The organism is Streptomyces sp. Je 1-4 4N24 (genome assembly GCF_026239515.1).
Lineage (GTDB): Bacteria > Actinomycetota > Actinomycetes > Streptomycetales > Streptomycetaceae > Streptomyces > Streptomyces nigrescens.
Genome location: NZ_CP110836.1, coordinates 890,078 through 909,975, shown reverse-complemented (window position 1 = coordinate 909,975; position 19,898 = coordinate 890,078). Strand labels below are relative to the sequence as shown.

The following is a 19,898-nucleotide window of genomic DNA, read 5'->3' as shown; positions in this document are numbered from 1 at the left end:
CGGACGGCGGCGGCCGGCCACAACAGCTTTGCGCCGTGACCGGCCGCCGCCCCCACACGACCTGCTCAGAGCGCCGACAGCTCGCTCAGCAGATCATCCAGGCCCAGCGACCCCTGCGACAGCGCCGCCATGTGCCAGGCCTTGAGGTCGAAGTCCGCGCCGTGCCGGGCGCGGGCCGCCTCCCGGCCCTGCAGCCACACCCGCTCACCGAGCTTGTAGCCGATCGCCTGGCCGGCCATGCCCTGGTAGCGGATGATCTCGCTCTCGACGAAGTCGGCCGGGCGGCTGCTGTGCCGCGCGAAGAACTCGTGTGCCAGCTGCGGCGTCCAGCGCTCACCCGGGTGGAAGGGCGAGTCCGCGGGGATCTCCAGCTCCAGATGCATCCCGATGTCGATGATGACGCGGACGGCCCGCATCATCTGCGCGTCCAGGTAGCCCAGACGCCGTTCGGCGTTGGTCAGGAAGCCCAGTTCGTCCATGAGCCGCTCGGCGTACAGCGCCCAGCCCTCGGCGTTGGCGCTGACGATGCCCACCGTCGTCTGGTACCGGGAGAGCGAGTCGGCGACATGGGCCCACTGCGCCAGCTGGAGGTGATGGCCGGGCACCCCCTCGTGGTACCAGGTGGAGACCAGGTCGTACGCCGGGAAGCGGGTCTCGCCCATCGTCGGCAGCCAGGTCCGGCCGGGGCGGGAGAAGTCCAGCGACGGCTGGGTGTAGTACGGGGCGGCGGCGCCACCGGGCGGGGCGATCCGGGACTCGACCCGGCGCACCCGCTCCGCCAGTTCGAAGTGGGTGCCGTCGAGCGCGTCGATGGCCTCGTCCATGAGCGACTGGAGCCACTGGCGGGTCTCCTCGACGCCCTCGACCGCCTCGCCGTGCTCATCGCACCAGGCCAGCGCCTCCCATGGCGTCTTCGCGCCGGGCAGCACCTTCTCGGCCTCGGTCTCCATCTCGGCCAGCAGCCGGTGGAACTCGGACCAGCCGTACGCATACGCCTCGTCCGCGTCGAGGTCGGCGCCGTTGAAGTAGCGGGCGAGGCGGGTGTAGCGCTCCCGGCCCACCACGTCCGGTGCGCCCTCGATGGCGGGGGCATAGGTGTCCCGGAACCAGTCGCGCAGCTCCACCAGGGCGCCGGTGGCCACCTCGGCGGCCTCGGTCAGCTCGGCGCGCAGGGCGTCCGGGCCCGGGTCGGTGAACTCGGCGAACCAGCTGCGGTCCGTGCCGATCCATTCGTCCAACTGGCCGATGACGGTGCGGACCTGGACCGGTCCCGCGGGCAGGTTCTGCTTGTGGCCGGCGTCGAGTGCGGCGCGGTAGCCCTCCAGCGCAGCGGGTACGGCCCGCAGCCGCCGGCCGATCGCGGCCCAGTCCTCGTCGGTCTCGGCGGGGGTGACCGTGAAGACCTCACGGACGTGGTGCAGCGGCGAGCTGAGGTTGCTGACCGTGCGCAGGCCCTCGCCCGCCTCGTGGACCGCCAGCTCGGCGGTCAGCCGCTCGCGCAGCAGCCGGGCACAGATCTGCTCGGCGGTGCTGTCCGCGCCCGGCCGGGCCTCGGCCTCGGTGAGCTTCTCCAGCGTCGTACGGGCGAGCTGGGCCACCGCTTCCTGGCCCGTCGGAGAGAAGTCGGGCAGCCTGCTGGAGCTCTCGGCGATGCCGAGGAAGGTGCCGGTGATCGGGTCCAGGTCGACGAGGGCGTCGACATAGGCGTCGGCGACCTCACGGGGCAGCGGGCCGCCCCCGGAAGTAGTGGTGTGGGACATACGGCCATCCTCGTACGGATCGCCCCGTCGCGTCACCATCAAAGAGCCGTACGTTCCTGTCGCTTTACGGTGCCATTGCCGTATGCCGCGGCCGGCCGGGCGTCAGCACGCCCGGCCGGCCGGAGGGTTCGGTGCCCGGTGGGGCTCCGGGGCGCTCAGCGGCGCCCGCTGCCGTCATGGAGGCGGAGGCTCTCCCGCGGCTCCCGTGCGGCGGGCCTTCCCGACGGGCGGGCGGTGATCACCAGCGTGCCTTCCTCGATCTGGTAGTCGAGCGGCAGCTGGAGGCCACGCATCGCGGCCACCATGCCGGTGTTCGAGGCCTGGGTGACCGCGTACACGCTCTCGCAGCCCGCCTCCGCCGCCATCGCCACCAGCCGGCGCAGCAGCTCGGCGCCGATACCGCGCTGCTGCCAGGCGTCCTCGACCAGCAGCGCGACCTCGGTCTCGTCGCCGTCCCACAGCAGGTGGCCCAGCGCCACCAGCCGGCCGGAGGCGGTCTCCACGGCCAGGGTGCGGCCGAACCGCGGGCTGAGCAGATGGCCGAGATAGCGGTCCGCGTCGCCGACCGGGCCGTGGTAGCGCAGCCCCAGGGTCTTCGAGGAGCAGCGGTCGTGCATCTCCCGGGCCGCGGCCAGGTCGGAGGTGTCGGCGCGGCGGACGGTGATCTCGTTGCCCTCGGGCAGCGTCAGCACATCACGGCGCGGCGGCACCCGCTGGCCGAGCCGGGCGTCCAGATCGACCAGCGCGCGGACCCGGGCGAACTCGGTGGGGGTGAACGGCAATTGCGGCCTTTCGATGGTGAGCGAGCCCCCGGAGGGGTCGCGGAACTTCATGAGGTGCTCCTCCAGCACGCCCTCCGTGGGGACCTGCTCGGCGAGCGGCTGACCGCGCAGCGAGCGCGCGGGCACCGAGTGGATGGTGCAGCGTCCCAGCAACTGTCTCAGTGACAGGGGGAGTTCGGCGGAGTCCAGGGCCGTGCGGGTGGCCAGTCCCAGCATCCGGGTCGGCGCATCGACGAGATCGTGCGCGTCGGCGCGCTCCAGCCAGCTGTGCGTGCCGCCCGCGCCGGCCACCGTACGGGTCAGCTCGGCGGACGTCAGCGCACCGGGGGCGCGCAGCAGGAACTCGTCGACCGTGCCGTCGGAGAGCGGATGGGTCTGCAGGCTGAGGATGTCCACCCGGTGCGCACCCAGCGCCGTGCACAGCGCGGCCAGGCTGCCGGGCTCGTCCCGGACCGTGGTCCGCATGCGCCACAGCGCCGTCTCCTGGCCGTCGGCCCCAGGGGCCCGGCCGGCGGAGGACGGTGCCGTGGCGCCGGTATCGGTCGGCGGCGGGGCGTTTTCGTGGCGTCGTGACCACCAGATGTGGAAGCCCGCCGTGGCGAGGAGTGCCACCGCGGCGGAGCACAGCAGCACCGGGCCCCGCGGGCCGTGCACGACGGTGTTGGCGACGGCGTCGGCCGCCGCCACGGCCGTGAAGAGGGCGGCCAGCTCGACGATGTCCCGCCGCCAGTGAGGGCGGCGGGAGGATTTGGCAGAGGATGCTTCAGTCATGCACACAAGCCTGGCGGACAGGTATTGCCTGATCGCCAACACATTGTGTCCGACGGGTAAAAGACGCAATCGACGCATTGGCCACTACTGTCCCACCCGTCCCGGTTGCAGCACCTTGCTGAACAACACCTGGCCGCCCTCCTGACGGAGCCGCACCGTCAGCTCCCCGCTGCCCCCGTCGATATCGACCTCGCCGAAGTACTGCGGACTCTCCGCTGGGGAGGTGTTGGCACGGTCCGGCGCCTTGATGAACGGCTGCGCGGGCCCGAAGGTTCCGTCCAGCTTCAAAGCCTGGAACCCGCCCGCGTTGAGCGGCCCCGACACGAACTCCCAGAACGGCTCGAAGTCCTTGAACGCGGCCCGCTCCGGCGCGTAGTGCTGCGCCGAGGTGTAGTGGACGTCCGTCGTGAGCCAGACGGTGCCGGTGATCCGGTCGTGCTTGATGTGCCGCAGCAGCTCGGCCATCTGCAGTTCACGTCCCAGGGGAGCGCCCGGATCGCCCTGCGCCACCGCCTCGAAGTTGGTCTTGCCGTCCGGGACGACCAGGCCCAGCGGCATATCGGAGGCGATCACCTTCCACACCGCCTGCGAGCGGGAAAGCTCCCGCTTGAGCCAGTGCAGCTGCTCCGCCCCGAGGATGCCCTGCGGGTCGTCCGTCTGCCGGCCTGGCGAATTGGCGTTGCGGTAACGGCGCATGTCCAGGACGAACACATCGAGCAACGGGCCGTGACGCACCACGCGATAGACCCGGCCTCCCCGGTCGGGCCGCAGCGTACGGATCGGGAAATACTCGCTGAAGGCGCGCAGCGACCGCGCGGACAGCACGTCCGTGTCCTTCTCCGTGTACCGGTCGTCGTCGAGCAGCTGCCCCGGGTACCAGTTGTTGTGCACCTCGTGGTCGTCCCACTGCGTGATCGTCGGCACCTGTGCGTTGAAGCGGCGCAGATTGTCGTCGAGCAGGTTGTAGCGGAACGCGCCCCGGAACTCCGCGAGCGTCTCGGCGACCTTGGACTTCTCCTCGGTCGTCACATTCCGCCAGATCCGGCCGTCCGGCAGCGTCACCCGCTCGGGGATCGGGCTGTCGGCGTAGATGTTGTCGCCGCTGCACAGGAAGAAGTCCGGGTTACGGCGCCGCATGTCCTCGTAGATGCGGTAGCCGCCGCGGTCCGGATTGATGCCCCAGCCCTGCCCGGCCAGATCGCCGGACCAGTGGAAGCGGAGGTCGGCACGGCGCTCCGTGGGTGCCGTACGGAACGTCCCGGAGACCGGCTCGCCGGTGCGACGCGGGTCGTCCGGGTCGGCGAGCAGCACCCGGTAGTGGATCTGCTCACCGGACGGCAGGCCGTGCAGCGAGGTCAGGCCGGTGAAGTCCGTGTCCGGCCCGATCACCGGGCCGCGCCAGGACCGGGCACGGCGGAACGACTCGGTCGCCGCGGTCTGCACCACCATCCGGGCCGGCCGGTCGGACCGCACCCACACCAGGCCCGAGGAGGTGGTGACATCGCCGACCTGGACACCCCAGTCGGCGCTCGGCCGCCCACTGCGGGCCTGTGCCGGCGCGGCACAGGAGAGCGTGGGCAGTGCCAGCGCCGCCGAACCCGCCGCCGCGCCCTGCAGCAGCGACCGCCGTCCGAAGCCCCCGCCGGATCCCTGCGCCATCTCCAACCTCCATGCCTCGACCGATCTCACTGCCGCCCCGTTCGTATCGCTGTCCGGTGCCCCGCAGCCGAACGGACGGTGAACAGCGGCCCGTTCACGGACCACGGTGCACCGTTCGCCCCGAACGGGTCCGGGGACCTGCGACCGGCGGACCCGGGCCATGGTCGCAAGACCACCGCCCGATCGCCAGGACGCTGCCATGGCCCATACGGTCCTGATACGCCGCGCAGGAACGGGGCCCCCAGGAAGGTGACTCCGCACACCGGCCGGCGGTTCCGCATACCGGCCGGCGGTTCCGCTCCTCTCCGCATCGCCCGCCCGTCCCGCGGCCGGGCGCTGTCGCGGCGGGACGGTCCAACTCGTAGGACGCCGCGGGCCGATACGCCCTACGCCACCGTGTCGAGGATGACCCGCGCCACCAGCGCCGGATCGTCGTTCATCGGTACATGCCCGCAGCCCGGCAGCCGTACGAGCCGGGCGGCCGGGATGGTGTGCTTGGCGCGTACGCCCTGGCGGGGGAGGAGCAGCCGGTCGCGGCTGCCCCAGGCGATCGTCACCGGGACGTCGGGCACATCGGAGGTGAACCGCACCGCGCGGCCGGCCGCCAGTGTCGGGGCGAAGCCGGGTGCCTCGCGCAGCGCCCGGGTCTCCGCCACGACGGCCTCGGCCGAACGACGGCCGGGGTGGGCGTAGATGGTGCCGGTCAGCGAGGCGCGGCCGAGGGCGGTCCGGGCCAGCGACTCCACCATCGGCTGGGGCAGCGCCTGCGCGCCGGCGTACATGCCGCGCAGCAGACCGAAGGCGTAACGCCGCTCCGCCGGGGTCCAGAAGCCCGCGGGCGAGAGCGCGGTGACCGACCGCACGGCGCGGGCGCGGCCCAGCTCCAGGGCGAGCAGCCCGCCCAGCGAGTTGCCCACCACATGCGGGCGGTCGACGCCGAGGCCGGTGAACGCCGAGGCCAGGAGCGGGACGACCGTCGCCAGGTCGTAGGACGAGCCGCCGGGCAGTGCGGGGGAGGCACCGAACCCCGGCAGATCGAGCGCGATGACCTCGTGGGAGGCGGCAAGGATGTCGCACACCGGGCGCCAGGCCTGGAGGTGGTGGCCGATGCCGTGCAGCAGGACGATGGGTTCGCCCGCGCCCTTGCGGTCGTAGGCGACCGTGAACGGCGGCCGGTCCGCGGGGGTGATGCGGGCGAAGGAGACCGGGGCGGCCATGGGTGAACTCCTCTGGGGGTGCGGGGCTTTCGGTGGTGCAGAGCGTGCGCTGACACGATGCCAGCTGGGGCTACTGAGCGGTATGGGGTGGCCGGGATGAGGGCGAGTGTGCCGCACACCACGCACCCACGCGGCCGCTCTGCGTGGTTTCCGCTGGACAAGGCCGGGTCAGCCGGGTGGGATGGAGGGGTGCTGATGGATTCCGCGACCGAGGTCACCGACGTCTTCGAGGACCACCGTTCCGTGCTGTTCGGGGTGGCCTACCGGATGCTCGGCCGGGTGGCCGATGCCGAGGACGTGGTGCAGGACGCCTGGCTGCGCTGGTCGGGCGCGGACCATACGGCGGTCCGTGAGCCGCGCGCCTTCCTCGTACGGATCACCACCCGGCTGGCCATCGACCGGCTGCGCCAGGTCCAGGCCCGGCGCGAGTCCTATGTGGGGCCCTGGCTGCCGGAGCCGCTGCGGACCGACGTCGGCGGCACCGCACCGGACACCGCCGAGCGGGCGGTGTTCACCGAATCGGTCACCCTCGCCGTGCTCGTCGTCCTGGAGTCGCTCTCCCCTCTGGAGCGCGCGGTGTTCGTGCTGCGTGAGGCCTTCGGCTATCCGTATGCGGAGATCGCCACCACCCTCGACCGCAGTGAGGCGGCGGTCCGGCAACTGGCGGGCCGGGCCCGGCGGCATGTGGAGGAGGGCAAACCGCGCTTCGAGGTCGATCCGGACCGGCAGCGGGACCTGACCGAGCGGTTCCTGGCCGCGGCGGCCGGCGACGATCTGGACGGGCTGCTGAGCCTGCTGGCGGCGGACGCCCGGCTGGTCGGGGACAGCGGAGGGAAGGCCAAGGCCCCGCTGCGGATCATCGAGTCCGCGGACAAGGTCGCCCGCTTCCTCTTCGGCGTCACCAGGTCCGTGCCGCCCGGCCTGGAGTTCACCGTCCTCGAACTCAACGGCGGGATCGCGCTGTTGGCGCACGACCACGGCGTACCGGACTCCGTCGTCCAGCTCGGGGTCGCGGACGGCAAGATCCAGACCGTCTATATCGTCCGCAACCCCGAGAAGCTGGAGTCGCTGGCGGCCGGCTGAGCGGCGGCCCGCAGCCCGAGCCGCGGACTCGACAGCACCGGGGCGCCGCCGTCGAGCCCCTCGGCGGCCGGCGCCATGGAGGCCTGGGCCAGGACGATCGCATCGGCGTCCCGGATCTCCCGTGCCGCGGCGGCGATGGCCGACAGATAGCCCTCGGTGTCGCCGCTCTCGAAGCGCTCCCAGGCGTCCGGCACCAGCACCGTACGCACCCTGACCTCGCGGCCGGCCCGTCGGGCCTCCTGGGCGATCAGGTCTTCCGTGGGGGCGAGGGTGCTCTCCAGGGCGGCGAGTACGGCGATCCGCGGGCCGGCGGCGACGGCGGCCGCGGCCATCGGACGGTCCACCCGCAGGACGCGGAGGCCGAGCGCGGCGCCGGCCGCCTCCGCCACCGAACCGATCGTCGAGCAGGTACAGAGCACTGCCCGCGCACCATGGCCGACCGCCTCTGACAGGACGGCGGAAAGGTCCGCCGAGACGGCGTCGGGTCCCTGCGCCCTTGCCCGGTCGAGGAGTTCGGGCCGGACGAGGTGACGCATCGCCAGACCGGGGGCCTCCGCGTCCCGCAGTGTGTCGAAGACCGGGACATGGACGGGTGAGGTGTGCAGCAGAGCGAGCATGGCGGGAACGGTACCGAGCGGCGCAGCGGGGGGCGCGAGCGGGACGGCCCGTCCGGGCGTGCGGGCGGTCCGAAACGGATACCGGATTGGTCTTGACCAAGGGTGGAGGCGGCCATATCGTCGGGATACTGCAACAACCTTTAATAAAGAAGCGCTCATAATCGGGCGCGCAGCGGGCCCAGATCTGCCGGCCGCGCGCGGCCCGAGTCCCATGGGGGAGCAGCCCCGGTTTACGGTCAGTGCGGAGGACAGGGTGGGGACCACGCAGCTCGAAACGGTGCCGGAGCCGAAGTACTGGCACCTCAAGACCGTGCTCAGCGAGGCGCTGGACTCGGAGTTCACGGTCGGCGAGATTCTGCCCAACGAGCGTGATCTGGCGGCGCGGTTCGGCGTCGCACGGGCCACGCTGCGTCAGGCGCTCGAACAGCTGGAGCTGGAAGGCAGACTCCAGCGCCGCCGAGGGGTGGGCACCACGGTCGCACCGCCCCGCGTCGGGGTCGCCGTCGCCCCCGCCCGTCACACCTGGCCCGGCGCCGCCGGTGACGACTGGCAGCCGGTCGACTCCGTCGAGAGCGATACGGTGCCCACCGCGGTGGCCCACCTGCTGGAGACGGCCGCCGGCGACCGGGTGCACATCGTCCGCCGCAGCCGGGTCACCCAGGGCCGGCCCCTCGCCGCCGAGTTGCTGTACGTCCCGGCGGCCGTGGTCCCGGGCTGCCAGGAGACCGGTGTACTGAACGGCCCGGCGCGCGCCCATGCGGTGCTGCAGGAGCTGCAGTCGCTGGAGCTGGAGGGCCAGGACCGTACCGTCGAGCTCGGCTCGGCCCGTGCGGAGGACGCCAAGCAGCTGGACCGGCTGCCCGGCGCGCCCGTCCTGGTCGTCACCACCCGCTATGTGTCGGGGGGCCGCACCACCGCCGTCGCGGTCTCCACCTACCGTGCGGACACCTGCCGTCTGACCTTCGGCGAGAGCGAGGCGGTCGCCCTGCTGGCGGGCTGAGCCCGCCTGGCAGCTGACGTACGGGCCCGCTGCGGATCATGCTTCGGAGCGGGCCCGTTCCGTTCGGTGGGCGGTTGGGTGGCGGGCGTTGAGACAGTGGGCGGGGCCGTCATCGCGCCGTGAGCCAGTTGGCGGGGTCATCGTCGCGCCGTGGGGCAGTGGGCGGGGCCGTCGTCACGCCCCGGCTCAGTGGCGGCTGGTCACGCCCCCGCTCAGTAGTGGCCGTCAGCGCGCCGCGGTTCCGCGACGGCCCGTCACCGTGCCCTCCACCGCGAAGAGTTCGCCCTCCACGTGGTCGAGCGCCAGCCGCAGCGCCCCAGTGGCCACCGCCGCCTCGCCGAGCTGCGACAGGACGACCTGCGGCGGGCGCAGACAGTAGCGCGCCAACTCCCCGCGCAACGGCTCCAGTACGCCCGCCAGGCCCGCCGCCCAGCCGCCGATCACCACCAGCTCCGGATCCAGCGCCAGCACCAGTGCCGCGACATCGTGCACCAGCCGCCGGATGAAGCGGTCCACCGCCTCCCGTGCCTGTGTGTCACCGTCCCGCGCTGCCGCGAAGACCGCCGCAACCTGCGCCTCGTCCAGGGGATGCAGGGGCTCGCCGGTCGTCGACAGCAGCTTCTCCGGTGTCGCCTCGCGGCCGAGCAGATGCAGCGCACCGATCTCCCCGGCGGCCCCGCCGAATCCGCGGTGCAGTCGACCGCCGATCAGCGAGCCGGCACCGGGACTGAGCCCCGCCAGCACGAAAACGATGTCATCCGAGCCGGTCGCCGCGCCCTGCCAGTGCTCGGCCACCGCGGCGGCGTTCGCGTCGTTCTCGACCAGCACCGGGCAGCGGAACGACCGGCGCAGCCGCTCACCCAGCGGCAGCCCCGTCCAGCCCGGCAGCGCGGTGCTCAGCCGTACGGTGCCGTCCGACTCCACGATGCCGGGGCCGGCCGCCCCGACGGCCCGCAGCGAACGGCGGGGCACGCCCGTACGGCGCAGCAGATCGGCCACCACGGCACGGACCCGCTCCAGCCGCTCATCGGCCGGTGCGGCCTCGTCCACGGGCCGCTGCGCGGTGTCCAGCACCTGTCCGCCCAGGTCGGACAGCAGGGCCGCGACGCGGTGCGGGCCGATCTCGATGCCCAGCAGATGGCCGGCTTCCGTACGGAACCGGAACCGGCGGGCCGGCCGCCCCTGACGACGTGTCTCACCTTCCTCGGCGGGCACCTCGACCACCAGCCCGGTCTCGATGAGCCCCTCCACCACGCCCTCGACCGTCGGCCGGGACAGCCCCGTCACCTGGACGAGGTCGGTGAGCGTGGGGGAGTCCGCGGCGCGCAGCGCATGCAGCACCACCGCGGAGTTGATCCGTCGCAGCAGGGACGGGTCCCCGCCGGTGAGCCGCCCCAACGTCCGTCTCCCTCACTTTGCGTGTGTGGCGGATCGTAGCCGGTCACCTGAGGGGCGGCGAGTCCCGGAGGGGCTGCTCGCCGCGGTCAGCCGGGCGAGACGAACCCGGACTCGTACGCGGCGATCACGGCCTGGGTGCGGTCCCTGGCCCCGAGCTTCCCCAGCACCGAGCTGACATGCGTCTTCACGGTCTCGGCCCCCAGGACCAGCTCGTCGGCGATCTCCGCGTTCGACAGCCCACGGGACATCAGCCGCAGCACCTGCTGCTCGCGTGTGGTGAGCGCCGCCCGCTCGAAGTCGGCCCGGGCGCGGTCGTTGCGGCGGCCGGCCGCCATGGTGCGCAGCGCCGCCGGGAGCAACAGCGAGCCGCCCTCGGCAACGAGCCGCACCGCGTGCACGATCTCGGCCGGCCGGGAGCGCTTGAGCAGAAAGCCGTCCGCGCCGGCGCGCAGCGCCTCGTAGACGTACTCGTCCTCCTCGAACGTGGTGACGACGAGGATCCGGGGCGGCTCGGGCACCGAGCGCAGCACCGCGCGGGTCGCCTCGATGCCGTCCAGGAGCGGCATCCGTACGTCCATGGCGATCACATTGGGCCGGAGCTTCCGCACCAGCGGGACGACGGAGGCTCCGTCGGCCGCCTCGCCCGCCACCTCGATATCGGTCTGCGCTTCCAGAATGGCGCGCAGTCCCGCGCGGACCAGCGGCTCGTCGTCCACCAGGAGTACGGAAATCGGCACGGGGTCAGCGTAGGGCCTGTCCGGCCGATCATGTGTGGAGCCAGATGACGAGGGCTGCCGCGGGCCGCCCGCCGCGGGGGGGAGCCCTCCCGCAGGCGGGCGGCCTGACGGTCGGTCTTCCCCGGGATCGTGTGCCGGATGCCGTGCCTGCGCGGGTGGTCGTGGCACGGTCCGTTGCGCCCCGGCGCCGGCCGCAGCGCGCCGGCGTCCCCGGCTCAGGGCGCGGTGGCTTCCCAGGCCGCCTTGATCATCCGGAAGACCTCGTCCACAGTGGCCCCGGGATCGTCCGCCCGGCAGGCCAGCGCGTAGGCGTCGATGGCGAACCGCGCGGTCGCCCGGCAGACCGTCGCACTCCGGGACAGGTGGGGATCGGCGGCCAGCGCCGCTGCCAGCGCCTGCGCGTGACGCAGGCTCATCGACTCCTCGTATTCCCGCAGGGCGGATGATCCCTCGATCATGCGTCGGACGGGGGCGCTGCCCTCCGCCGTGCAGTGCCGCACCAGGGCCTGGACCTCGCGGTGCAGCGCCGGGATGAGCGGCTCGTGCGGAGGCCGGTCGGTTACCGCCCTCGTGAGGCGCTGCTCGAAGTCCTGGTCGCGCTCGAACACCAGGGCCTCCTTTGAGGCGAAGTGGGCGAAAACGGTGGTGACGGCCACGTCGGCCTCGGCCGCCACGTCACGGATACCCACGGCGTCGTACCCGCGCTCCAGGAAGAGCCGCAGCGCGGTGTCAGCGATCTTCTGACGGGTCGCGGCCTTCTTGCGTTCGCGGCGTCCGGAGGGCTCGGTCATGCCCTGACACTACCAGGTATGAATTCCTAACCGTTGTGAAACCCTAACGGTTAGGGCTATCTTCGCCGCATGAGGAAAATCAGTTTCGCCGAGTTCGGCGGTCCCGAGGTCCTGCAACTGGTGGAAGCCGAGGAGCCCCACGCGAGCCCCGGTCGGATACGCATCGCCGTACGGGCGGCGGGTGTCAACCCCGTCGACTGGAGGATCAGGGAGGGCCAGGTCCTGGGAGCCCATCCGGTCGAGCTGCCCGCCGGGGTCGGACTGGACGCCGCCGGGGTGGTGGATGAGGTCGGCGAGGGCGTCGAGGGGGTCGAGGTCGGCGACCGCGTGTTCGGCGAAGGCGCCGACACGTACGCCGAATTCGCCGTGCTGTCGGCCTGGGCCCGGATGCCCGAGGGACTGGCCTTCGAGGAGGCGGCCGGGTACCCGTCGGTGGTGGAGACCGCGCTGCGCATCATCCGCGAGGTCGGCGTGCGGACCGGGCAGACGCTGCTGGTCAGCGGCGCGTCCGGCGGCGTCGGTTCGGCGGTGTTGCAGATCGCCCGCGAGCGCGGCATCACGGTGATCGGCACGGCCGGGGCTGCGAACCAGGACTACCTGCACAGCCTGGGCGCCCTCGCCACGACCTACAACGAGGGCTGGGTCGAACGGGTGCGGCACCTGGGCCGAGTCGACGCCGCCCTCGACCTGGCCGGCTCGGGCGTGATCCGCGAACTCGTCGAGCTGACCGGGGACCCGCGCAAGGTCGTCTCCATCGCCGACCTCGGTGCGCCGCAGCTGGGCGTCCGGTTCTCCGGCGTGGCCGGGAGCGTGCCGGACGCGCTCGCCGAGGCCGTCGACCTGATCTCGCGGGGCAGGCTCCACATCCCGGTCGAGAAGTCGTACCCGCTCACCGAGGCAGCGGCGGCGCACGCTGACAGCCGCGCCGGCCACACCCGGGGGCGCCGGGTCCTGGTCGTCTGAGCCGCGGCCCGCCCGGCGTCCCGCGCCGAACGGCCGGTCACTGGCGGGTGGTGAAGTGGCGTCGGACGAAACCGGGGCGGTTACGCCTCGCCCACCAGGGCGACCGCGGCGCCCTCCGCCGAGATCCGGTTCAGGCCGTCGGCGTTTCCGGACGGGCCGGTCGCCGCCGGTGCGGAGACGGCCTGGACTGTCGCCTGTCTCGCTCGTTGGTCCGGGCATGGGGCGGAGTGATCTCACGGATGAGGAGTGGGAACGGCTGAGGCCGTTCCTGCCGGTCAGCAACAGGCGTTGTGGCAGGTGGCGGGACCATCGGCTTCACCACCAAAGTCCACCTGAGCGCGGACGGTCGCTGCCGCCCGCTGTCCCTGGTCGTCCCCCCGGGGCAGCGGGCGGACTGCACGCAGTTCGACCCCGTGCTGGAGAAGATCCGTGTTCCCCGGGTTGGTCCGGGCAGGCCCCGTAAGAAGGCCGACAGCCTGGCCGCCGACAAGGCCTACAGCAACGGGCCGTGTCGCGCCTACCTGCGCGAACGGGGCACCCGGCACACGATCCCGGAGAAGGCCGACAGCCGGGCCGCCCCGCCTGCGCAAGGGCTCACGAGGTGGGCGCCACCGGGCTTCGACGAGGAGCGGTACACGAAACGCAAGACCGTCGAACGGGCCATCAACAAGCTGAAGAACTCCCGAGCCGCCGCGACTCGCTACGACAAGCGCGGCTATGTCCATCTCGGCGCCATCACCGCAGCAGCCCTTGTCATCTGGCTCCGCAGATGGTCGCCCGGACAGGTCCTAGTTGGCGCAGCGGGAGACGGGCGCGCACCCGCCACTCGCCGCCGTCCGGCCCGGTCTCGGCCTCGCCGCCGAGCAGCGCGGCCCGTTCGCGGATGCCGCGCAGACCACGGCCGCCGCTGCCGGGGTTCGGGGAGGTGACGGGCAGCGGATTGCGAACCTCCAGTTCCAGTGCGTCGGCGTCGGCGGCTATCCGTACGGACACCGGCACCGGGCCCGCATGCCGCAGCACATTCGTCAGGGACTCCTGCACCATGCGGTACCCCTCCCGGGAGACGGGTCCCGGCAGTCTCTCCAGGGGGCCGCTCAGCTCGGCGCGCAGGTCCGCACCCGCGGCCCGTGCCGACTCCAGCAGGCGCTCGGTGTCGGTGAGCGCCGGCCGGCCGGCGGGACCCGGCGCGTCCTCGCGCAGCAGCCGCAGCGCCCGCTCCAGATCGGCCAGCGCCTCGCGGCCGGTGTCCTCGATGGCGGCCAGCGCCCGCTCGGTGAACTCGGGCGAACCGGCGGTCCGGGCCGCGCCCGCCTGCAGCACGGTGACGGTCAGCGCGTGGCCGATCGCGTCGTGCAGCTCCTGGGCCAGCCGGTTGTGTTCCAGCAGGCGCTCCGTACGGGCCTCCAGTTCGGTCAGCCGCTCGGCGGCCGAGGGGCCCAGCAGCAGCCGGGCGGCGGCCGCCGTCAGCGAGCCGGCCCCGACGGCGACCGCCGCCAGCAGAACGAGCGGAAGCGGTGCGAGCAGCCCGTACCACCAGTGGGGCGCTTCGATCGCCGGCAGGCCCTTGAGGCGCGTGGGGCGTCCTGCGGCAGCCATCGCGAACGCCCCGGCCAGTAGGGGGAGTTGAGCGGTCAGGGCCGACAGGGCGACGCCCGCTTCGAGCCGCAGCAGCAGCCACACCGCCGTACGGCCACGATCGCTCCAGGAGCCCGACGGGGTCGTGGCGATCCCGGACGCGGCACGCGCTTCGAGGCCGTGCGGGCCCGGGGTCAGCAGCAGCTGGGCCTGGAGCCCCTCGACGCGGCGGACCACCGGTATCAGGGCGGCAAGCAGGAGCAGTGGCAGGGGGAGCACTGCCATCCACAGCCACGTCAGCCATCCGCCCGCGAAGAAGGGTTTGTTGTACAGGAAGCCGACCAGCACCCCGGCCACCGAGGCGATCAGCAGATGCAGCCACCGGGTGTAGGTGACGGCCCGGGAGAGCGGGCGGAGAACGGCGGAGAGCGAGAAGGGCACCCCGTCATCGTGACAGCGGCCACCGGCCCGCGGCCTCCCCCGCCCGGGGGAGGCTTTCCCCGACGGCGGGGGAGGTCAGAGGCCGGGTACGGCAGCCAGCCTTGTGGCATGAACTTCATTGAAGTGCAGCAGTTGACGAAGCTCTACGGAACCGTGCGCGCCGTGGACGACCTCACCTTCCGAGTGGAACCGGGGCGGGTCACCGGGTTCCTCGGCCCCAACGGCGCCGGCAAGTCCACCACCATGCGGATGGTCGTGGGTCTGGACCGTCCCACGTCGGGAACCGCCACCGTCGGCGGCCGTGCCTTCCGCGCCCTGGACAACCCGCTGCGGCACGTCGGGGCGCTGCTGGACGCGGGCGGCGCCCACGGGGCCCGGCGCGCCCGCGACCACCTCCTCGCCCTCGCCCACAGCAACCGCATCCCGGTACGGCGCGTGGCGGAGGTCCTGGAGGAGACCGGGCTGTCGGCGGTGGCGGGCAAGCGGGTCAGGACCTTCTCACTCGGCATGCGGCAGCGGCTCGGCATCGCGGCCGCGCTGCTCGGCGACCCGGCCGTGCTGATGCTGGACGAGCCCACCAACGGGCTCGACCCGGAGGGCATCATCTGGATCCGTACGCTCCTCAAGCGCCTTGCCGCCGACGGCCGTACGGTGCTGATCTCCAGCCATCTGATGACCGAGACCGCCCTGACCGCCGACCACTTGATCGTGCTGGGGCGCGGCCGGCTGCTTGCCGACACCGCCATGGACACCTTCCTGCGCGCGCACACCCACCGCAGGGTGCGGGTGCGCACGTCGGAAGGGCCCCGGCTGCACGACGAGCTCGCCCGCGCCGGGTGGGAGGCGGCACCGGACGGATCCGGCGGCTGGCTGGTCGAGGGCGCCGAACCCGCCGATATCGGCGCGCTCGCCGCCCGCCGGGGCATCCCGGTCCTCGAACTCGCCGATGAGGCGCCCTCGTTGGAAGCTGCCTATCTGCGGCTGACCGCGGACGCCGCCGAGTTCGTCTCCGCCACTCCGAAGACCCAGGAGGTCTGACGCCATGCTGTTCGCCGCCGTGCTCCGCTCCGAGTGGACGAAGATCCGCTCCCTGCGTTCCCTGTCGTACAGCCTCTCCGCCGTCCTCGTGGTGACCCTCGCGATCGCCTGCTTCGTCTGCGGCAGCTACGACGGATCGGATCCACACTTCGACCCGGTCTTCCATGCCTACTTCGGTCTCAACATCGGCCAGTTCGGGGCCATCATCTGCGGCGTCCTCGCGGTCGCGGGGGAGTGGTCCAGCGGCTCCATCCGGGTCTCCCTGACCGCTGTGCCGCGCCGAGGACTGCTGTACGCGGGCAAGCTCGTCACCGTGGGCGGGCTTGCCCTTGCCGTCGGGCTGGTGGCCGGCTTTGCGTCCGTGACCGGGGGGCAGGCGCTGCTCGGCGAGGCGGGTGTGAGCGTCGGCTCGCCGGGCGTGGTGCGGTCCGCCGTCGGCTGCGGTCTCTACTTCGGGCTGCTCGCGGTGCTCTCCGCCGGTGTCGCCGCGCTGCTGCGCAGCCCCGTCGGGACCCTGAGTCTGCTCGTCCCGCTCTTCCTCTCTCTCGGCCCGCTGTTCGGCTCACTGGACGCCATGAGAAAGGTGGGCCAGTTCCTTCCGGACCGGGCGGGACAGCAGATTCTGCACCTTGCGCCCGAGGGGGCGCTCGGGGCGTGGTCCGGCATCGCGGTGATGGCCGGCTGGGCGGCGCTGGCCGCGGCAGCGGGGCTGCGGTCACTGCTGCGCAGGGATGTGTGAGGGACCGGGCGCGGGTCAATTGTCAGACCCGGGCGGTTTACTGACGGCATGACCACTGACGCGTATCTCACTGTCATCGACCGATGGCGGCTCCGGGATTTCCCCGCCGCTCCGGGCCGCTCCGCCCTGGTCGAAAGCGGTCCGGGCTTCCACATAGTCGGCCTGCGGGTCAGCCAGGAGTTCTGGGACGCGGACCTCACCGAGGTGGCGGAGGCCGCGGAGGAGTTCGAGGCCGAGCTGACGGCGCTGGTGCAGGCACTGTCCTTACGGTGGGGCGAGCCCGAAGTAGTGGACCTTGCCGATCACTTGGAGCGGACCGCGCGGGGCCTGCCGGTCCGCCCCCCACTGGACACCCTCTGCGGATATGTCCCGCGGATGCACGGCTGGCAGGTGCAGGGTCGCTGGATCGGCGTGGGAGTGGGGCAGGGCGCGCACGAGCTGCCGATGCAGCTGCTGGTGGCGGTGGGGGAAGGGGCGGTCTAGCGGGAGAAGGCGGGGGCGAGCGCCGCGGAGAGGAGGCGGTGCGGGGTGCCGGTGCCGTCGGCGGGGACGGTCCACAGATCGGAGCCGTAGTCGCCGGGCAGGGAGTAGACCAGGGTGTGGCCGTCGCGCCAGACGGCCTGGTCGTCGATGTTGCGGTGTTCGGCGGTCGCGGTCTCGCGCAGGGTGCGCAGGTCGAGGACGTACAGCCGCCAGGGGGTGTCCGGGTCGGCGCCCGCGATCCGCTTCTTGTAGGCGATACGGGTGCCGTCGGGGGACAGCGAGGGGCATTCGACATTGGGGTGCAGGGCCCGGAGGGTTCTGGTGCTGCGGTCGCCGCGGACGAGATAGGTCTTTCCGGCCGTGGTGGCCGTGGCGTAGAAGTGGGTGTCGTCGGCGAAGGTGACGCCCCAGACATTGATGTCGACGGCGTGGACCCGGTGTCCGTCGACGGTCAGCGCATAGGTCTCCAGGTTGGCGTCCAGGTGCCGGCCGCGGGTGTCGACGACGGAGGTACGGGTGGAGAAGGCGGTGCCCGCGTAGGAGTCACCGCTGACGAAGACGGTCCAGGCGACGGTGCGGCCGCTGGGGGAGACCCGGGCGCGGGTCGGGGTCCCGGCCAGGTCGTAGTGGCGCCGTTCGCGCATCCGGTTGTCCAGGACGACGGCGCGGTAGGTGTCCCGGAGTTCGCCGTGGACCGCCTGGAGGCAGATGCCGGTTCCGGAGGCCGCGTGGAAACGCAGGCAGCGGACTCCGGACGCGGTGCGCGGGCCGGTGAGCCGCCCTTCCGGTACGGCGGTGATCTCGTCGCGGTGCGGACCCCAGGCCATGTTCCGGAAGAGGCCGTGCTGCGGATCGTCCAGGCGTACGGGCCCGGAGGTCACCTCGGGGCCCCCGGACTGCGTACGGTCCTTGCGGTCGGCGCGCCCGGCGGCGTGCAGGGTCGCACCGACGGCGACCCCGCCGAGTACGAGCACTGCGGCGAGCAGGAGGAGCAGGCGCGCGGTGCGGTTCATCGGGATGCGGGTCACGGTGTGTGCTCCGAGGGGGAGTTGGGCGCCGGTGCCGCTGCGGCCGGGCGCAGCAGCCGGGCGCTGAGGACCGCGGCCAGGGCCAGTCCGACGGCCGCGGCAAGGACGGCGGTGCGGTCGCCCCAGGCGGTCCAGGCGGCACCGAAGGCGAGCGAGCAGACGAAGCGGGCGGCCGTCTGACCGGTCTGCACCACCGCCAGCCCGCTGCCGCGGGCGTCCTCGGGCACCGCGTCGGCGGTCGCGGCCGCCAGCACTCCGTCGGTCGCCGCGTAGAACGCGCCGTGCAGTAGGAGGACGGCACAGATCAGCCCGGCGCCGCCGCCGAAGGGAGCCAGCAGCAGCCCATAGGCGCCGAGCAGCACCAGATGCCCGGCCAGGAACAGCCGCCGCCGGCCGATCCGGTCGGCAATCGCACCCATCGGCACCGCCAGCGACAGAAACACCGCGGCGGTGCCCAGCGGGAGCAGCGGAAACCACCCCGCCGGGAGGTCCAGCCGCCGCTGCAGGGCCAGATACAGGAAGGAGTCGCTGACGGTGGTCAGCCCGAGCAGCACGGCACACCCGGTCAGCCGGCGTACCTGCGGCCGTCGCAGCAGGGCGCGCACCGGCGTCCGGGGCCCGTCCGGGGCCCGTCCGGCGGTGTCCTCCGCGGCGGGCAGGGCGCGCCCCGGGACGAACAGCAGGAGGACGACCACGCCCAGTACGGCGACACAGAAGCTGACCGTGAACACCGCGTCATAGCCTTCCGCAGCCGCCCGCAGCAGCATGAACGCCACCAGCGGGCCGCACAGGGCGCCCGCGGTGTCCATCGCCCGGTGCACCCCGAACGCCCGCCCCCGGGTGGCCGGTTCGGCGGCCAGGGAGATCATCGCGTCCCGCGGTGCGGTCCGCAGCCCCTTGCCGGTCCGGTCCACCGCCAGCACCGCCCCGATCAGCGGCAACGTGTGCACCATGAGCAACAGCGGCTTGCAGAGGGCGGAGAGCCCGTACCCCACCACGGCCACCGCCTTGTGCCCACGTCCGCCACCCCGGTCCGACAGTCGCCCGCCCACCAGCCGGACCAGCGCACTCACCCCGTTGTAGACCCCGTCAAGCACCCCGAACCCCAGGGGGGACAGGCCGAGTTCGGCGACGAGGTACAGCGGGAGCACGGCCGTCACCATCTCCGAGGAGATGTCGGTGATGAGGCTGACGACGCCCAGGACCAGCACCGTGGAGGGAACGGCGGCCCGGACACGACGGCCGCGGCCGGCACGCCGGCCGCCCGGCGATACGGAAGGGGCCGGGCGGCCGTCTGCGAGATACACGGGTCAGCCGGCCCAGATACCGCTGATGTCCTTGGCGTCGGCGGCGTGGCCCGCGTGCGAGGTGCCGTACATGTCCTCGAGCGTGCGCAGCACGTCGTAGTGGTTGTAGGTGGTGGACGAGGTGGAGCCGGGCTGCACCGGCCGGCCGTACAGCACGGTCGGGATGCGGTTGCCGCTGAGCCGGTTGTCCTCGTCGAAGGTGAGCAGCAGCAGACTGTTGTGGGTCCTGGCCCAGTCGGCGTAGCTCTTGAGGTGGTTCTTCAGCCAGGTGTCACCCGTGGACACCGAGCAGTCGTGCATATCGCTGCACAGGTTCGGCACGACGAACGAGACGGTGGGCAGCTTGGAGAAGTCGGAGGGGAACGCGTCGAGGGTGTGTGCCGAGCCGGTGGAGACATTGCTGAAGCCGAACCACGGGTTGGCCAGGCCGAACGCCCCGGCGAGCGCGGTGACTTCGCGGCGGCGTGAGCGGCGGATGCGCTGGGAGGAGGGGGACACGGCGGCGGAAG

The 19,898-nt window shown here is 72.7% G+C and carries 17 protein-coding genes and 2 pseudogenes; 7 read left to right on the top strand and 12 right to left on the bottom strand.

Annotated features, from left to right (window positions below):
• Positions 1 to 65: 65 nt before the first annotated feature.
• The 4 genes from SLV14N_RS03675 to SLV14N_RS03660 all read right to left on the bottom strand — a co-directional run bounded on the left by SLV14N_RS03675 (position 66) and on the right by SLV14N_RS03660 (position 6,189).
• The gene (locus tag SLV14N_RS03675) at positions 66 to 1,760 is read right to left on the bottom strand and encodes a DUF885 domain-containing protein (protein ID WP_263268005.1); all 1,695 of its coding nucleotides are present in this window, start codon (positions 1,758 to 1,760) and stop codon (positions 66 to 68) included.
• A 155-nt stretch (positions 1,761 to 1,915) separates the two neighbouring features.
• Positions 1,916 to 3,313 (bottom strand): GNAT family N-acetyltransferase, encoded by a 1,398-nt coding sequence (locus tag SLV14N_RS03670; RefSeq protein WP_263268003.1) that lies wholly within the window; start codon positions 3,311 to 3,313, stop codon positions 1,916 to 1,918.
• An 84-nt stretch (positions 3,314 to 3,397) separates the two neighbouring features.
• A complete protein-coding gene (locus SLV14N_RS03665) occupies positions 3,398 to 4,972 on the bottom strand; it encodes an alkaline phosphatase (protein WP_263268002.1) in 1,575 nt (524 codons plus the stop codon).
• 386 nt (positions 4,973 to 5,358) lie between these two features.
• Positions 5,359 to 6,189, bottom strand: a complete 831-nt coding sequence (locus tag SLV14N_RS03660) for an alpha/beta fold hydrolase (RefSeq protein ID WP_263268001.1) — start codon at positions 6,187 to 6,189, stop codon at positions 5,359 to 5,361.
• Between the two features lie 195 nt (positions 6,190 to 6,384).
• Between SLV14N_RS03660 and SLV14N_RS03655 the strand changes: the two genes are divergently transcribed.
• Positions 6,385 to 7,272: an RNA polymerase sigma-70 factor gene (locus SLV14N_RS03655; protein WP_263268000.1), complete on the top strand. Its 888-nt coding sequence runs from the start codon at positions 6,385 to 6,387 to the stop codon at positions 7,270 to 7,272.
• On the opposite strand, the gene SLV14N_RS03650 is transcribed toward SLV14N_RS03655, so the two are convergent.
• On the bottom strand, positions 7,224 to 7,889 hold the full coding sequence (locus SLV14N_RS03650) for an aspartate/glutamate racemase family protein (RefSeq protein WP_263267999.1): 666 nt from the start codon (positions 7,887 to 7,889) through the stop codon (positions 7,224 to 7,226). The genes SLV14N_RS03655 and SLV14N_RS03650 overlap by 49 nt on opposite strands.
• Positions 7,890 to 8,142: 253 nt before the next feature.
• Between SLV14N_RS03650 and SLV14N_RS03645 the strand changes: the two genes are divergently transcribed.
• Positions 8,143 to 8,889, top strand: a complete 747-nt coding sequence (locus SLV14N_RS03645) for a GntR family transcriptional regulator (RefSeq protein WP_263267997.1) — start codon at positions 8,143 to 8,145, stop codon at positions 8,887 to 8,889.
• Between the two features lie 225 nt (positions 8,890 to 9,114).
• Here SLV14N_RS03645 and SLV14N_RS03640 read toward each other — a convergent pair whose 3' ends face one another.
• The 3 genes from SLV14N_RS03640 to SLV14N_RS03630 all read right to left on the bottom strand — a co-directional run bounded on the left by SLV14N_RS03640 (position 9,115) and on the right by SLV14N_RS03630 (position 11,815).
• A complete protein-coding gene (locus SLV14N_RS03640) occupies positions 9,115 to 10,287 on the bottom strand; it encodes an ROK family transcriptional regulator (protein WP_208679705.1) in 1,173 nt (390 codons plus the stop codon).
• An 86-nt stretch (positions 10,288 to 10,373) separates the two neighbouring features.
• The gene (locus SLV14N_RS03635; RefSeq protein ID WP_263267996.1) at positions 10,374 to 11,024 is read right to left on the bottom strand and encodes a response regulator transcription factor; all 651 of its coding nucleotides are present in this window, start codon (positions 11,022 to 11,024) and stop codon (positions 10,374 to 10,376) included.
• A gap of 215 nt (positions 11,025 to 11,239) precedes the next feature.
• On the bottom strand, positions 11,240 to 11,815 hold the full coding sequence (locus SLV14N_RS03630; RefSeq protein ID WP_208679703.1) for a TetR/AcrR family transcriptional regulator: 576 nt from the start codon (positions 11,813 to 11,815) through the stop codon (positions 11,240 to 11,242).
• Positions 11,816 to 11,884: 69 nt separating this feature from the next.
• On the opposite strand from SLV14N_RS03630, the gene SLV14N_RS03625 reads away from it, so the two are divergent.
• Together SLV14N_RS03625 and SLV14N_RS38925 are read left to right on the top strand one after the other, a co-directional pair.
• Positions 11,885 to 12,778, top strand: a complete 894-nt coding sequence (locus SLV14N_RS03625; RefSeq protein ID WP_208679702.1) for an NADP-dependent oxidoreductase — start codon at positions 11,885 to 11,887, stop codon at positions 12,776 to 12,778.
• A 290-nt stretch (positions 12,779 to 13,068) separates the two neighbouring features.
• Positions 13,069 to 13,512, top strand: a pseudogene (locus SLV14N_RS38925) (transposase); the annotation flags it as partial.
• A gap of 19 nt (positions 13,513 to 13,531) precedes the next feature.
• On the opposite strand, the gene SLV14N_RS03620 reads toward SLV14N_RS38925, so the two are convergent.
• Positions 13,532 to 14,794, bottom strand: a complete 1,263-nt coding sequence (locus tag SLV14N_RS03620) for a sensor histidine kinase (protein ID WP_263267995.1) — start codon at positions 14,792 to 14,794, stop codon at positions 13,532 to 13,534.
• Between the two features lie 108 nt (positions 14,795 to 14,902).
• On the opposite strand from SLV14N_RS03620, the gene SLV14N_RS03615 reads away from it, so the two are divergent.
• Genes SLV14N_RS03615 through SLV14N_RS03605 form a run of 3 tightly spaced genes read left to right on the top strand, consistent with a single transcriptional unit; the run spans position 14,903 to position 17,054 of the window.
• Entirely contained in the window at positions 14,903 to 15,832 is a 930-nt protein-coding gene (locus SLV14N_RS03615; protein WP_263267994.1) for an ATP-binding cassette domain-containing protein, read from the top strand.
• Positions 15,833 to 15,836: 4 nt separating this feature from the next.
• On the top strand, positions 15,837 to 16,571 hold the full coding sequence (locus tag SLV14N_RS03610; RefSeq protein ID WP_263267992.1) for an ABC transporter permease: 735 nt from the start codon (positions 15,837 to 15,839) through the stop codon (positions 16,569 to 16,571).
• A 48-nt stretch (positions 16,572 to 16,619) separates the two neighbouring features.
• On the top strand, positions 16,620 to 17,054 hold the full coding sequence (locus SLV14N_RS03605; protein WP_263267990.1) for a hypothetical protein: 435 nt from the start codon (positions 16,620 to 16,622) through the stop codon (positions 17,052 to 17,054).
• On the opposite strand, the gene SLV14N_RS03600 is transcribed toward SLV14N_RS03605, so the two are convergent.
• The 3 genes and pseudogenes from SLV14N_RS03600 to SLV14N_RS03590 form a co-directional block, all read right to left on the bottom strand.
• Positions 17,051 to 18,067: a TolB-like translocation protein gene (locus tag SLV14N_RS03600; protein WP_263273012.1), complete on the bottom strand. Its 1,017-nt coding sequence runs from the start codon at positions 18,065 to 18,067 to the stop codon at positions 17,051 to 17,053. The two genes, SLV14N_RS03605 and SLV14N_RS03600, sit on opposite strands and share 4 nt — an antisense overlap.
• 11 nt (positions 18,068 to 18,078) lie before the next feature.
• Positions 18,079 to 19,389: an MFS transporter gene (locus tag SLV14N_RS03595; protein ID WP_263267989.1), complete on the bottom strand. Its 1,311-nt coding sequence runs from the start codon at positions 19,387 to 19,389 to the stop codon at positions 18,079 to 18,081.
• 3 nt (positions 19,390 to 19,392) lie between these two features.
• A pseudogene (locus SLV14N_RS03590) lies at positions 19,393 to 19,809 on the bottom strand (alkaline phosphatase family protein); the annotation flags it as partial.
• Positions 19,810 to 19,898 lie beyond the last annotated feature (89 nt).